This window comes from Streptococcus sp. AM28-20 (genome assembly GCF_003603595.1).
In the GTDB taxonomy this organism is placed as follows: domain Bacteria; phylum Bacillota; class Bacilli; order Lactobacillales; family Streptococcaceae; genus Streptococcus; species Streptococcus ilei.
Genome location: NZ_QTNK01000001.1, coordinates 704,698 through 720,061, shown reverse-complemented (window position 1 = coordinate 720,061; position 15,364 = coordinate 704,698). Strand labels below are relative to the sequence as shown.

At 40.3% G+C, this 15,364-nt stretch carries 12 protein-coding genes, 1 pseudogene and 1 riboswitch; all 13 genes and pseudogenes read left to right on the top strand.

Features of this window, described 5'->3' with window-relative positions; genetic code table 11:
• Positions 1–11: 11 nt before the first annotated feature.
• Complete coding sequence (locus tag DW738_RS03770; protein ID WP_117744343.1) at positions 12–863, top strand: CbrC family protein; 852 nt, start codon at positions 12–14, stop codon at positions 861–863.
• A 286-nt stretch (positions 864–1,149) separates the two neighbouring features.
• Positions 1,150–2,589 (top strand): annotated as a pseudogene (locus tag DW738_RS03765) (helix-turn-helix domain-containing protein).
• Positions 2,590–2,744: 155 nt separating this feature from the next.
• Positions 2,745–4,253, top strand: a complete 1,509-nt coding sequence (gene glpK / locus DW738_RS03760) for a glycerol kinase GlpK (RefSeq protein ID WP_023026892.1) — start codon at positions 2,745–2,747, stop codon at positions 4,251–4,253.
• A 33-nt stretch (positions 4,254–4,286) separates the two neighbouring features.
• Positions 4,287–6,113 (top strand): type 1 glycerol-3-phosphate oxidase, encoded by a 1,827-nt coding sequence (glpO, locus tag DW738_RS03755; RefSeq protein ID WP_123160362.1) that lies wholly within the window; start codon positions 4,287–4,289, stop codon positions 6,111–6,113.
• 70 nt (positions 6,114–6,183) lie between these two features.
• Entirely contained in the window at positions 6,184–6,885 is a 702-nt protein-coding gene (locus tag DW738_RS03750) for an MIP/aquaporin family protein (protein ID WP_123160361.1), read from the top strand.
• Positions 6,886–7,276: 391 nt separating this feature from the next.
• Entirely contained in the window at positions 7,277–8,596 is a 1,320-nt protein-coding gene (locus DW738_RS03745; protein WP_123160360.1) for a haloacid dehalogenase-like hydrolase, read from the top strand.
• 9 nt (positions 8,597–8,605) lie between these two features.
• Positions 8,606–9,040, top strand: coding sequence for a EutP/PduV family microcompartment system protein (locus DW738_RS03740; protein WP_123160359.1), 435 nt, complete (start codon positions 8,606–8,608; stop codon positions 9,038–9,040).
• Positions 9,041–9,090: 50 nt separating this feature from the next.
• A complete protein-coding gene (cobD, locus tag DW738_RS03735) occupies positions 9,091–10,176 on the top strand; it encodes a threonine-phosphate decarboxylase CobD (protein ID WP_123160358.1) in 1,086 nt (361 codons plus the stop codon).
• Positions 10,173–11,048, top strand: coding sequence for a kinase (locus DW738_RS03730; RefSeq protein WP_243634244.1), 876 nt, complete (start codon positions 10,173–10,175; stop codon positions 11,046–11,048). The genes cobD and DW738_RS03730 overlap by 4 nt, the downstream gene beginning before the upstream one ends.
• A complete protein-coding gene (gene cobT, locus DW738_RS03725; RefSeq protein WP_123160357.1) occupies positions 11,041–12,105 on the top strand; it encodes a nicotinate-nucleotide--dimethylbenzimidazole phosphoribosyltransferase in 1,065 nt (354 codons plus the stop codon). Before DW738_RS03730 ends, cobT begins: the two co-directional genes overlap by 8 nt.
• Positions 12,106–12,126: 21 nt before the next feature.
• Positions 12,127–12,729, top strand: coding sequence for a cob(I)yrinic acid a,c-diamide adenosyltransferase (locus tag DW738_RS03720; protein WP_123160356.1), 603 nt, complete (start codon positions 12,127–12,129; stop codon positions 12,727–12,729).
• Positions 12,730–13,038: 309 nt separating this feature from the next.
• Positions 13,039–13,184: riboswitch (adenosylcobalamin (AdoCbl) riboswitch) on the bottom strand.
• A gap of 277 nt (positions 13,185–13,461) precedes the next feature.
• Positions 13,462–14,604 carry a 1-propanol dehydrogenase PduQ gene (locus DW738_RS03715; RefSeq protein ID WP_123160355.1) on the top strand — a complete coding sequence of 381 codons (1,143 nt, stop codon included), beginning with the start codon at positions 13,462–13,464 and terminating at the stop codon, positions 14,602–14,604.
• A 42-nt stretch (positions 14,605–14,646) separates the two neighbouring features.
• A complete protein-coding gene (gene pduB / locus DW738_RS03710) occupies positions 14,647–15,351 on the top strand; it encodes a propanediol utilization microcompartment protein PduB (RefSeq protein WP_009730843.1) in 705 nt (234 codons plus the stop codon).
• Positions 15,352–15,364: the final 13 nt, after the last annotated feature.

Below are 15,364 nucleotides of genomic sequence, written 5' to 3'. Positions count from 1 at the left end.
TGAGCAATTCTATGAACGACTCTATGAAAGAATATATCCACTTGAAAAAGCAGTTCCAAGCGCAAGATAAGGATTCATCCAGCGTCCTAGCTCTCTATGATTTTGCGGATCGGCTGAACTTACTGGAAACTTCAGAAGCTAAGCAGGTCTTGGTGGATGTCTACCAAGAGTTGGGCTTATATGCCAGTGCTTATACGCTCTTTTTGGGGCTTGTCGACAAGTCAGATCGCAAGCAAGTTAAGAAACTTTTCACCTTAGAAAAGATGAGTCTAAGTCATGGAGATCGCTTTGCTCTCTCTCGTCCCTTGACCGAAAAAGAAAAAGAGGCTCATAAGGAGAAAGTCAGTGAATTGCCAACCTTCCGCTATCATCCGGATCCACTAGCGACGGGTTCCTTTAAGGAAGGGGAGCCTAAGACCTGCCCTTCGTGTGGGGTAGACCATACCATCTATTATGCTTTGAGACCCTATTGTATAGCGAATGTGGAAAATCTCTGTCCAACTTGTATCTCTACTGGTCGTGCTGCCCAGAAGTTTGAAGCAGAGTTTATCCAAGATGCTGATTGGCAAGGAGTCATGGATAAGGAAAAAGATCAGGTCCTCTTCTGTCAAACTCCAGGTTATATCAGCTGGCAAGGCGAGAATTGGCTCTCCTGTTGTCAAGACTACTGTGCCTATTTGGGAACTGTGGGCACTCGTGAACTGGAGGAGATGGGGATTGCGGAGCGAGTTTTGGAAGAATATGAAGCGCGTGGTGAATTTCAGGATGTGGCTGACTACCTAGTCAAGGATGGTGACATGTGTGGCTACCTCTTTCGATGCCTGCATTGTGAACAATACCATCTTTGGGTCGATGCGAATTAGGGTGCAATCTATCTAATTGATTATCCCGTTACGGAGGAAAAATGAGCAAATTTATTTCAAAACAATCAGTCTCAATCTGGTATGTATCAAACAACTATACCAAGATAGCCCGACAATGGAATTTTTAAAGCGGTTAGATCCTAGCAGATCTTTATAAGCATTTTACATAAAAAGAAGAGCCTTAGGGCTCTTTTTGCTTATGCTGATGAGGATAGAAACAGATTGTTTTTTGTTTTGGCTAAATTATGGTACTCTAAGGATAGAATAATGGAAGGGTTTTCTGAAAATGCATTTAGCTGATTTAATGGAAAAAAGTGAGGGTGGGCAGTTTTTAATCTTGTCTCATCTGCTACAACATTCTCCAAGCAGTCTGTCAGAAGTGATGGCGGAGACAGATTTTTCCAAAGCAACCTTGAACAAATATCTTTCACTAATCAATGACAAGGCCCAAGAGAATCAGCTGGCCCTTTCCATTGAGTTAGAAGATGAACATCTTCGCCTTCTTGTGGGGGCAGATACAAAGGGGCGTGACATTCGGCGGGCTTTTTTGGACAATTCGATCAAGTACCAACTATTGATCTATTTACTTTATCATGGCCAGTTTCAAGCCCAGCAACTAGCTCAGGAACTCTTGATTAGTGAAGCCACACTAGGGCGTCATATTTCTGGCTTGAATAAATTATTAACTGAGTTCTCTATTTCAATTCAAAATGGGCGCCTCAAGGGACCTGAACATAAAATTCGTTATTTTTATTTTGGCTTGCTACGAAAGGTTTGGGCTAGTGCAGACTGGAAACAAGAACTTGCCAAGAAAGAAAGGCAAACCGAAATTGAAACTTTAGAAGAACTCTGTGGTGCCAAGTTGTCTCAAGGCCAACGCTTGGATTATGTTCTCTGGTCCCATATTACTCAGCAAAGACTCAAGATCAATGCCTGTCAGTTTCGAGAAATTGAACAGAAGATGAAGGGCTATACGGACAATATTTTTTACCAACGGTTGTTTGGTCGGGTAAACCAGCTCTTTTCTGGGAAACACATTGCTCTTAGCCATGATGATGGAGAGATGCTAGTCCTCTTTGCTTTCCTTGTCACCCATCGGATCCTTCCGCTTCATACGATGGAGTACATCTTAGGCTTTGGGGGGGAGATTGGTCATCTGACAACGCAACTCATTCAAGAAATGAAAACCCGGAAGTTGTTAGGGGATTATATCGAAGGCCCTGTGACCTATGAATTAAGCCAAATTTGTGGACAGGTATATCTTTTTACAGGCTACCTTCTTCAAGACAAGTATAAGTACCAACTTGAAAGCCACAATCCTTATGTCTTTAGTAGTCATGATTATAGAGAAGTAGCAGACACTATCTTTAGCAAACTTCCAATCTTTTGCTAAGGGACAGCACTGGATAAAAAAATAAAGTGGGAGTGGCTCCAGTTAATGGATTATATCGCAGAAAATAGTGGGAGACAAATTAAGATCGGCTTAGACTTAACAGTGGGCTATTTAGGCTATACACGGATGACAGAAGTCCTCAAGCGCTACTTAGAGTACAATCGTTTTATTACCATTGAAGCCTTTGATCCAGCTTCAGATTACGATTTGATCGTGACCAACAATCCGATTAGCCTTACCCAGCGGATTCCTGTCTATTATTTAAAATATGATTTAGATATGATCGATCTAGCCAATATTCGCCAGATGATCTACCAATTTTCTAAGTCTTAGAAATCCTTATGAAATAAGGGTTCTGAACCCATCTACTCAAATTTTTTAAAATTCTTAAAAAAATTGATGATCATGAAAGCGGTTTATATTGTATAATAGAAAATGTAAGGAGTACGTCTCCTAAAGAATATTTCTTTTTCCCAGGAGGACAGTTCATGTCACAAGAAAAATACATTATGGCAATTGACCAAGGAACAACAAGTTCAAGAGCCATCATTTTCAATAAAAAAGGAGAAAAAGTAAGCTCTAGCCAAAAAGAGTTCACGCAAATTTTCCCTCAAGCTGGTTGGGTTGAACACAATCCAAATGAAATCTGGAACTCTGTTCAGTCTGTTATCGCTGGTGCCTTTATCGAGAGTGGCATCAAACCAGGACAAATCGAAGCTATCGGAATTACCAACCAACGGGAAACAACCGTTGTTTGGGATAAGAATACTGGACTTCCAATCTACAATGCCATTGTCTGGCAGTCTCGCCAAACTGCTCCTTTAGCTGAACAGCTTAAGAGCCAAGGGTATGTCGAAAAATTCCACCAAAAAACAGGTTTGGTCATTGATGCCTACTTCTCAGCAACTAAGATTCGCTGGATCTTGGACCATGTAGAAGGAGCACAAGAACGGGCTGAAAAAGGAGAATTGCTTTTCGGAACCATCGATACTTGGTTGGTTTGGAAGTTGACAGACGGAGCTTCTCACGTAACAGACTATTCAAATGCTGCTCGTACCATGCTCTACAATATTAAAGACCTAAAATGGGATGATGAGATTTTGGAAGTCCTCAATATTCCTAAGGCTATGCTTCCAGAAGTGCGTTCAAACTCTGAAATCTATGGAAAAACAGCTCCTTTCCATTTCTACGGTGGAGAAGTTCCTATCTCTGGTATGGCGGGTGACCAACAAGCGGCCCTCTTTGGACAGTTGGCCTTCGAACCAGGTATGGTCAAGAATACTTACGGTACTGGATCTTTCATCATCATGAATACAGGTGAAGAGATGCAGCTATCTGAAAATAACTTGCTAACTACCATTGGATATGGAATTAACGGGAAAGTATACTATGCCATAGAAGGATCCATCTTTATCGCGGGTAGTGCCATTCAATGGCTTCGTGATGGTCTTCGTATGGTGGAAAACTCACCTGAATCTGAAAAATATGCGCGTGATTCTCACAACAATGATGAAGTTTATGTGGTACCGGCCTTCACAGGTCTAGGAGCACCATACTGGAATCAAAATGCTCGTGGTTCTGTCTTTGGCTTGACTCGTGGAACAACCAAAGAAGACTTTATTAAGGCGACTCTTCAATCCATTGCTTACCAAGTACGGGATATCATCGATACTATGCAGGTTGATGCTAAGACGGCTATTCAAGTCCTTAAAGTGGACGGTGGAGCAGCTATGAATAACTTCTTGATGCAGTTCCAAGCGGATATTCTTGGTATTGATATCGCTCGTGCTAAAAACTTGGAAACAACAGCTTTGGGGGCAGCCTTCCTTGCTGGCCTGTCAGTCGGCTACTGGAAAGACCTAGATGAATTGAAAGAACTCAATGCAACTGGTGAACTCTTCGAGCCTTCTATGAACGAATCTCGTAAAGAACAACTCTACAAGGGATGGAAGAAAGCTGTTAAAGCTACCCAACTCTTTGCAGAAATTGAAGACTAGTCAAGACTTCAGTAGGATAGAAAGTGAAGAATTATGGAATTTTCAAAGAAAACTCGTGAATTATCGATTAAGAAAATGCAAGAACGCACCCTGGATCTTTTGATTATCGGGGGAGGGATCACAGGTGCTGGGGTAGCCTTGCAGGCAGCAGCAAGTGGTCTTGAAACAGGTTTGATTGAAATGCAGGACTTTGCGGAAGGGACATCAAGCCGTTCAACAAAATTGGTCCACGGTGGACTTCGTTACCTCAAACAATTTGACGTAGAAGTGGTATCAGATACGGTATCAGAACGTGCAGTAGTGCAACAAATTGCTCCTCATATTCCAAAACCAGACCCAATGCTCTTACCAGTCTATGATGAAGATGGGGCAACTTTTAGCCTCTTCCGTCTTAAGGTAGCCATGGACCTCTATGACCTCTTGGCAGGTGTCAGCAATACTCCAGCTGCCAACAAGGTCTTGACCAAAGAAGAAGTGTTGGCTCGTGAGCCTGAGTTGAAACAAGAAGGTCTAGTCGGAGGTGGGGTCTACCTAGACTTCCGTAACAACGATGCTCGTTTGGTGATTGAAAATATCAAACGTGCCAACCAAGATGGGGCCCTCATTGCTAACCACGTAAAAGCTGAAGGATTCCTCTTTGATGAATCTGGCAAGATCACAGGTGTAGTGGCGCGTGATCTCTTGACTGATGAAGTCTTTGAAATCAAGGCTCGTTTGGTGATTAATACAACTGGTCCTTGGAGCGATAAAGTGCGTAACCTCTCAAACGATGGAGAGCAGCATTCACAAATGCGTCCAACCAAGGGTGTTCACTTGGTCGTAGATTCAAGCAAGATCAAAGTTTCTCAACCAGTCTACTTTGATACTGGTCTTGGAGATGGTCGGATGGTCTTCGTCTTGCCACGTGAAAACAAAACTTACTTCGGAACGACTGACACGGACTACACTGGCGACTTAGAGCATCCAACAGTAACTCAAGAAGATGTCGACTACTTGTTAGGAATCGTGAATAACCGCTTCCCAGAAGCTCACATCACCATCGATGATATCGAAAGTAGCTGGGCTGGTCTTCGTCCGTTGATCTCAGGAAACAGTGCTTCTGACTACAATGGTGGAAACAACGGCACTATCAGTGATGAAAGCTTTAATGCTTTGATTGCAACAGTTGAAGGCTATCTTTCTAAAGAAAAATCGCGTGAAGATGTTGAATCAGCAATCAGCCACTTGGAAGGCAGCACTTCTGAAAAACATTTGGATCCATCTGCTGTTTCTCGTGGATCAAGCTTAGACCGCGATGACAATGGTCTTTTGACCCTGGCTGGTGGGAAGATTACAGACTACCGCAAGATGGCTGAAGGAGCGATGGAGCGTGTCTTGACCATTCTCAAGGAAGAATTTGACCGTCAGTTCAAATTGATCAACTCTAAGACCTATCCAGTATCAGGTGGAGAAATTAACCCAACGAACGTGGATTCTGAAATCGAAGCCTTTGCTCAACTTGGCGTATCTCGTGGCTTGGATAGCAAGGAAGCTCACTACCTAGCTAACCTATACGGTTCTAATGCACCTAAGGTCTTCGCCCTTGCTCATAGCGTGGAACAAGCACCTGGATTGAGCCTAGCAGATACCTTATCACTTCACTATGCAATGCGCAATGAATTGGCACTTAGCCCAGTTGACTTCCTTCTTCGTCGGACGAACCACATGCTCTTCATGCGAGATAGCTTAGATGCAATTGTCGAACCTGTTTTGGATGAAATGGGACGCTTCTATGAATGGTCAGAAGAAGAAAAAGCTGGCTACCGTCAAGACTTGCAAGTCGCTTTGGAAAACAATGACTTGGAAGCATTAAAAAACTAAGAAAAACAAAAAAGGGGTTGGAAAGAAGACTGTCTAACCTTCCCCTCTTTATAATGGAGAATTAAATCATATGAAAGAATTATTTGGTGAATTTTTAGGAACTTTAATCCTCATTCTTCTGGGAAATGGGGTTGTAGCAGGAGTGGTTCTTCCAAAAACGAAAAGCCACAACTCAGGTTGGATCGTCATTACTCTTGGTTGGGGGATTGCGGTTGCTGTCGCAGCCTTCATCTCTGGTAAGTTAAGTCCGGCCCATTTGAACCCTGCAGTAACAATTGGGATTGCTCTTAATGGTGGCCTAGCTTGGGCATCTGTCATTCCTTATATCCTTGCACAATTTGCCGGAGCCATGGTCGGTCAAGTCCTTGTCTGGTTGCAGTTCAAACCGCATTACTTAGCAGAAGAAAATCCTGGAAATATCCTTGGAACATTCAGTACTGGTCCAGCAATTAAGGACACTACTTCAAACCTCATCAGTGAAATCCTTGGAACCTTTGTCTTGCTACTAACTATCTTTGCGCTTGGTCTTTATGACCTTCAAGCAGGGCTTGGTACTTTTGCTGTTGGTACCTTGATTGCAGGGATTGGTTTGTCTCTCGGTGGAACTACAGGCTCCGCTCTCAACCCAGCTCGTGACCTAGGACCTCGTATCATGCACAGCCTCCTTCCTATTCCTAACAAAGGAGATGGTGACTGGGGTTACGCTTGGATCCCAGTAGTTGGTCCAATCATCGGTGCAGTATTAGCAGTTGTCGTATTTGGGATGTTTTAATGAATATCTTAAAAGCCTTCGAAAGTGGGCTTTTTCAATTCATGTGGAAGAATATTTGATGAATAATCAATCATCTGTAAAGATTTGTAAAAGAATGCTGTTAAATCTAATAGTAGTAAGTTAAAATGGATGATTTTACGATTCTAAAGGACTAGATTCTGCTATCATTCTAAAATAATATTCTATGTGTTAGAAACAAATTACATGGATATAGTTATTTTTTAAAAAATGAAACCGTTTTCGGTTGACATTTTATAGTTTGATTAGTATAATAGATTTGTCAATATACATAAGGCAATGAGGCCTATGATTGCAATGGAGCAACCGTTTCAAATCATAGATGCTTTGTTGCCTTTTTGTAGTTCAAAAATATTTATTTGGAGGTTTTTCAATGAGAAAACATCGTCTACTTTTAGTGTGTGGTCTTGCTCTTTTTATGTTTGGCTGTCAATCTTCAGAGTCGTCTAAAACGACGGAAACAAGTAAAGCTAGTCAAGAAACAAGTGTTAAGAAAGAAGATCAAGTCCTTGAACGTGGTCAATGGGAGGATAAGCTTTATAAGAAATTAAGCAATGTCATTAAGGAAAATGGTAAATCTAGTTCTAAATATGACGAATCTGCAAAACCGTATGCTGTATTTGACTGGGACAATACAACGGTAATCAATGATATTGGTGAAGCAACCTTTACTTATCAAATTGAAAACCTAGGTTTTAAGATGACTCCAGAAGAGTTAGACAAAGCGATTCGTACAAATATTCCGGAAGATGACTTTACGGAAGATCATAACAATAAAGAAGGTAAACCAGTCAATATTCATAAGATTGCTAAGGACATTGTTTCTGATTATACAGTGATTTATAATGAGTATAAGGAATTTAATGGGTCAAAGAGCTTAGAAGAAGTTAAAGAATTAGATGAGTACAAAGATTTCAGTGCAAAATTACGTTATCTTTACGAAGCGATTGGTGGAACCTTCAGTTCAGATATTTCTTATCCATGGGTAACATATTTGTTTACTGGAATGACTTCTGAAGAGGTTCAAGCCTTAACCGAAAAAGCTATTGATCGAGCTCTTGAGGAAGATTTAGTCTTCGAAACTTGGGAAAGTCCTGAAAGCTTAAAGGGTGAAGCTGGGCAGGTTGAAATCAAATTTAAACGTGGTGTTCGTACTGTAAAAGAAATGCAAAATCTTTATAAAGCTCTCCAGGACAACGGTATTGAAGTCTATGTTGTGTCAGCATCTTTCCGTGATGTTATTGTTCCTTTTGCAACTAAAGAAAAATATGGCTACAATATCACTGACGACCATGTTTACGGTATGGAACTAGTAAAAGATGAATCTGGTGTTATTCAATCAGAATACAATAATGACTACTTCCAAACACAAGGTGAAGGAAAAACGAAAACAATCAAGAAATTCATTGCTAACAAGCATGGTAACCAAGATCCTATCCTAATTGCAGGAGATAGTAATGGGGATTATGCAATGTTGAAAGACTTTGATGGATTACAAATGGGCATTATCTTCAATCTTTTGCGTGATCCTTCTAAAGGAATTGGTTTGTTATCACAGACTGCAGTAGATACATATGATAGCAAGGATGCTAAATACTTCCTACAAGGTCGTGATGAAAACAAGGGTGTTTTGGTCAAGAGCCGTGAAACAATTAAGTTAGGAACGGATGAGGCACAGTTAATTAAAAAATAGGAGACATATATGAAGAAAATCATGTTTGTTGGTTCTGTTGGAGTAGGTAAAACAACGCTAACTCAACGGTTAAAAGGATTAGATATTGAGTATTTTAAAACGCAGGCTGTTCAATTCCATGATAGTATTATTGATACGCCAGGGGAATTTTTACAACATAGACGGTACTATAATGCGTTAACAGTGACTGCAGCAGAAGCTGAAATCATTGGACTCTTAATCGCAGGAAATTCGACCATGCAAACTTTTCCTCAAGGATTTTCTTCATTATTCAACCAAGATGTAATCGGAATCATTAGCAAAATTGATTTGGTAGATTCTGAGGAGCAATTAGAATTCGCGCGCAAGCAGTTGTTAGATGCAGGTGTTAAACGGATTTTTGAAATTTCTTCAACAGAGAATACTGGAATCGATGCTTTAAAGGCCTTTCTTGAGAGTGAGTAAACATGATATAATCTAAAAGGACTACTTTATCTTTCAAGAAGGAGATGTGTATGATTGTTGAACACGGAGGGAATGGACGTCTATTAGCTGAAAAAAATGGGAACTCTTCTGAAAAGTGGATTGATTTTAGTGCCAATATCAATCCGCTTGGAGTTTCTACAAGCCTCCGACAAGTCTTGGTGGACAGTATTGATAGAATTACGGAATATCCAGATATCACAAACCAATATGAAAAGGATTTGCTAAGGGAGCATCATGGAAATCAAGATTTAGAAATCCTTTTGTCAAATGGTGCAGTTGGTTTATTTTATGAACTAGCTCAGATCTTAAAGCCAAAGAGATTACTGATTTTAAGTCCCACCTTCATGGAATATGAAAAAGCTTTTCATCAAGAAGGGACAGAAATTCTTTATCATCATTTAACGGCTCCTCAATTTACTTGGACTGTGGAAGGTCTATTGTCCGACATAGACCAATTGGAAGCTGGAGATGCTGTCTTATTGTGTAATCCTAACAATCCAACTGGCTCTCTTGTTCCAGTTGGTCACTTGCTAGAACTTGGAAAAAGATTGCTGGAACAGAATATTCATTTTATTCTAGATGAAGCTTTTATTGACTTTTTAGAAGATGAGAAAGAGTATAGTTTTGTTCCCTATTTGAGTGATTTCGCAAATGCGATTGTCGTTCGCTCTTTAACGAAATTTCACGCAATACCAGGCTTACGCTTAGGCTATGCTCTTGGGATCCATCCTTGTTTAGCAAAAATGAATGAACGGCGGGCTCCGTGGACGATCAATGCATTGGCTCTTCAAGCCTTGCCGGTAATTTTAAAGGATCGAGATTATCAAACTCAAACTTTAAAATGGTTACAGAATGAGAAAGATTACCTCTATCAATCCTTGGAAAATTTTTCTGCATTAAGGGTTCTAAAACCGAGTGTCAATTACATCTTCTTTCAGTATACAGGGGATAAGGATTTACGAGAAGAATTATGGCGTTATAACATTTTTATCCGCTCGTGTGCGAACTATCGGAATTTGACTAGTAATTACTACCGCATTGCGATTCGTAGTAGAGAAGAGAATAGCTGTTTATTAGCTGCCTTGGAAGCGATTCTTGGAGGAGAAGAAGAGTGATAAGAGCGATGAAAGCATCTTGTCCAGGATCTTGCGGAGAATTGTTTCAATGTGTGGTGGATGGTGAAGAATTTTTGATGTCTTATGGGATTGAAAAGAAAAGTCAAGTAGTGATTGGTCCTCAAACAGGTGTCATGGAAGAAGTGTTACGCCCTAAAATGCTGCAAGTTATCCATGAACTAACAGATCAGATAGATTTCGACTATACTTTTCAAACAGATATTTCTGTTGGAAAGGGCTATTCTAGTAGTACAGCGGATATGCTTTCGATCTTAGGAGCTTATTCTGCCTATAAACATGGAAAAGTGTCGATTCCCTTATTAACGAGTCTTTGTTCAAAGATTGAACCAAGTGATTCCGTTGGGTTTTCAGACTGGACCGTGATGAATCCTCTTAATGGTGAGATTCAATGGCAGACAAGGTGGAAACCAAAGCTTTATGTATACATTCTAGAGCCAGATCAAATTGTTGATACGACGAGTTTCATAAGAATGACGGATAGTCCCAAATATCCTGCTGAGCAATCAAAAAAATTATTGACTGATTTTAAAATAGCCTGTGACCAGCAAAATGTGCAGCTATTAGGCGCTGTTGCGACTACAAGTGCCTTGTTGAATAACAAACGACTACCTAAACCCTATTTAAACGATATTATCGACATCGTAAATGAATTAGGTCTACTAGGAGTTAATGTTGCCCATAGTGGTAGTGTAGTTGGTATTCTGCTGACAGAAGACCAACTGATGCACATGACTGAGTTAGAAAGACGACTGGCACACCATCCTTTGGCAAGTTATTATTCTCTCAGAAATCTAAGCAAGATTATATACGACGGGCTCCAGGTAAAGAAGGTGGAGGAGATCTTTGAATAGGCAAGAAGAATTAAATCAAATCCTAGAAAAAATTGTACCAATTAATGTTACAGCATTAGAAGAGGGTGTAAAGGTGTGTGATCGCTTAGCAAAACCTCTTGGTGCATTAGGTAAAATGGAAAAAATGTATGCCAAGCTATATGCGATGTTTCCTAACAAAATCCAGCTATCAAAAAAAATCGTCATGATCTATGTGGCGGATAATGGAATTTGTGAAGAAGGAATCTCCTCAAATCCTATCGAAACAACCTTTATTGTAGCTAATAATATTAGAAATGGTAAAGCAGGGGTTTGTAATATTGCAGAACATGCTGGGTCTGATATTTGTGTCATTGATATTGGTTGTAAGAGTCCAATTTATTCCGATAACCCGGACCATGTATTACATGGAACGCGCAATATGCTAAAAGAAGCTGCCATGACGCGAGAGCAAGCCATGGAAGCCATTTTAGTTGGGTATAGAAGAACGGTTGAAAAGATCCATCAGGGCTATACCTTATTTGGTACAGGAGAGATGGGGGTTGGAAACACCACAACTTCCGCCGCAGTCATTGCTGCCACTTTGGGAATCCCTGCCCAAAAGGTGACAGGATACGGAGCGGGAGTGACGGAAGAGATGAAGGCTCATAAAACAGCTGTCATTCAAGAAGCGGTAACCAAACATGCCCCCTATAGCGATATTATCGATCTCGTCTCCAAAGTTGGTGGCCTGGATATGTTAGGGATGGTTGGCACCTATTTAGCTTGTGCCCAGCACCAACTTCCTTGTGTCATTGATGGGTTGATTTCTTTGACAGGACTCTTAATTGCTTCACAGTTAAAGAAAGAAGTGCTTGACTATTGTTTCCCATCTCATTGTTCTACAGAACCGGGCTATCAAATTGTTTCGGATTATTTAGGCTTATCCCCAATGCTTCAGATGGATATGCGTTTAGGGGAAGGATCTGGTTGTCCTTTAGCTTTCTTTTTAATGGAAAGTTCCGTGTATACTATAGAGCGTATGCCGACTTTTGAGGAGGTAAAACTGGACCGGGATGACTACGTCGACATTAGATAAAGGGTAATAAAGGAGGAAAATATGCAACTATATACAAAGACTGGAGATAAAGGTCTCACAAAATTAGTAGGTGGCCAAAGCGTTGCAAAAGATTCAGATCGTGTCAATGCTTATGGTACCGTAGATGAATTAAACACTTGGGTCGGTTATACGATTAGTAGAATGGATCCAGATGATGAATTGAGAGACGAATTGTATCAGTTACAGCATTATCTGTTTGATTGTGGTTCTGATTTGTCTACTCCACATGGTGTATACCCATATAAAGTAGATGAAAGCCTCGTTAAATGGATTGAAGAACGCATTGATACTTATGCGGATATCCCGCCAGCTCTGGAAAGATTTATTTTACCTGGTGGCGATGAAATTGCTTCTATGATTCATGTGGCAAGAACCATTGCACGACGTGCAGAGCGTCTTGTGGTAGCGACCATGTGGACAAATGAAATCAATAACCAAGTCTTGATTTTTATCAATCGTTTATCTGATTATTTCTTTGCGCTTGCACGTGTCATTAATTATCGTAAACACTGCCAAGATATTCCTTATGAAAGAGGAGCAAAGGTGTTCCACAATATTACAAAAGCAGATGTGGAGCGTTGGGCGCAGAAGAATAATAGCTAATAGAAAAAGCACTACCCAAAGTAAAAGTAGGGTAGTGCTTTTCTGTTGATTTCGAGACTAAATTTTGGTGATAGAGAATGCATCAGAAGAATAAAAAAACCTTACCTTCCCAGAGGGAAAGGCAAGGTTCACTTTCGAAAGCCATATGTACAACAGTGTACAAACTTCGTGTTAAGCGTCATTGGTTAACAGTAGCTTTCCAAATATTGACTCTGCTTCCTCGCAGATGATGGAAAACCCATCCTTAGAAAATGATACGTACTTAAACGTAGAGTCAATAGGGGAAAGCACTATTTTGGTGTATTTCCTAACTGACATCACCACCTTACATCGAGGCGTGAAATCTACTAAAATTTAAGAATAAAGACCTGACTTAAAGCAAAGCTTATCACAGTGGCGGGACCGTGTTGGATTTTCACCAAACTTCCATACCCTTAAAAGTACTAAAATCATTTCTAGTAACTAAATAATAACATGATCTAGAAGAAACCGCAAGTATTATGCTTAAAAAATATAAAAATATATGCTTTTTCTTTTGCGTTGAAAACGTTTTTATGGTATACTCTTTGTAAAGTACAAAGGAGTACAAATTTAAGCGACGAAGCTATATGAAATATGCCAAAACTTTGTGTGATTTGGCTGTATTTCATGTGGCTTCTTTTTATGTATTCTGAAGAGTTTCAACTAGTAAAGGAGGTAAAATAATGAAACTCAAGAAAGAAAGGAGAACGAATGTATAACATTTACTACAAAACAAAAATTTTTGTCGGCAAGGGTGCCTTGGCTCACTTGGGCGATTACCACAACCAATCGATATTGGTTGTTGCGGATCCATTTTTAAAAGAATCTGGACAGTTGGATCAAATTCTTGAATTCTTAGATGCAAGTAACGATATTGTTATCTTTACGGATATCGTTCCAGATCCGCCTATTGATGTTATCGTGGCGGGGATCAAAGCTACTGAAGGAAAATCAATCGATATTGTCTTATCAGTTGGTGGAGGATCTGCAATCGATGCTTCTAAAGCCATGTATTACTTTGCTAAGAAACAAGGTGTCTTTAAAGACGTGGAACTAATCTCTATCCCGACTACAAGTGGAACAGGCTCTGAAGTGACTAGTTTTGCAGTGATTACCGATGCTGAGAAAGAACAAAAGTATCCGATTGTCGATTGGGATATTTTACCAGAGGTCGCAATTTTGGATTCGAATTTGGTGGAAACTTTACCAGCTAATATCACAGCTGACACTGGTATGGATGTGTTGACGCATGCAATCGAGGCTTATGTTTCTAATAAAGCGACTGATTTTTCCGACGCTTTGGCTGAAAAAGCTATCAAATTAGTTTTTGAATACTTACCTCGTGCATACAAAGACGGGCATGATTTGGAAGCGCGTGAAAAAATGCATGTGGCCTCTACCTTGGCAGGAATGGCCTTCAACTCAGCTTCATTGGGGATCAATCATAGTATCGCCCATGCTGCAGGCGCAAAATTCCATATCCCACATGGACGTCTCAACAGCATCTTAATGCCACATATTATCCAGTATAATGCTAATGTGACAACTAATGGTGCCCGCACAGGTAATTTGAATAAAGAAACTGCTGAACGCTATCAACAGATTGCTCGTTTATTAGGCTTGAGTGCTTCTACACCTGTTCTTGGTGTACGTCAACTAGTCGATGCTGTTCGGAAACTTCAGAAGAAATTAGATCACCCAACTTCATTGAGCGCTTATGGAGTAGGACTTGAAGATTTTAATGAAAATAAGCGTGAGATTGCAGAAGCGGCCTTAGTGGATAAGTGTACGATTACGAATCCAAGAGTTCCTACAGTTGAAGAATTGTTGAAAGTTGTAGAACAGGCTTTTTAAAAATATTACAGTCGTTTTTATCATACATAAAGGAGTAATAAAATGGCTAATAATTGTAATGTTACTGAATTTGTTGGTTCAAATCCAACTGGAGATACCATTGGTCTCGTGATTGCCAATGTCGATCAACAGTTGTTGGATGCTATGAAGTTGAAAAAATACTATCGGTCTATTGGTATTATAGGTGCTCGTACAGGAGCTGGACCTCATATTATGGCTGCAGATGAAGCTGTAAAAGCTACAAATACAGAGATCGTTAGCATCGAATTACCTCGTGATACAAAAGGTGGAGCAGGACATGGTAACTTAATTATCTTTGGTGGAGAAGATGTATCAGATGTACGCCGTGCAGTAGAAGTAACTTTAGGCGAAGTCAATCGTACATTTGGGGATGTCTATGCCAATGAAGCAGGCCATATCGAATTGCAATACACTGCGAGAGCAAGCCATGCCATCGAAACAGCTTTTGGTGCTGAAGTTGGTCGTGCCTTTGGTCTCATTGTAGGTGCGCCTGCTGCTATCGGAGTTGTTATGGCGGATACTGCAGTTAAATCAGCAACAGTTGATGTTGTTGGTTATGCTTCACCAGGTAATGGTGGAACAAGCCATTCAAATGAGGTTATTTTGTTTATCAGTGGTGACTCTGGAGCAGTGAGACAAGCTGTTGTTTCTGCAAGAGAAATCGGACTTCAATTGCTTGGAAGTCTCGGTGATACACCAGTGAATGGTCAGCCATCCTACATTTAGAGAATGGGGGAAT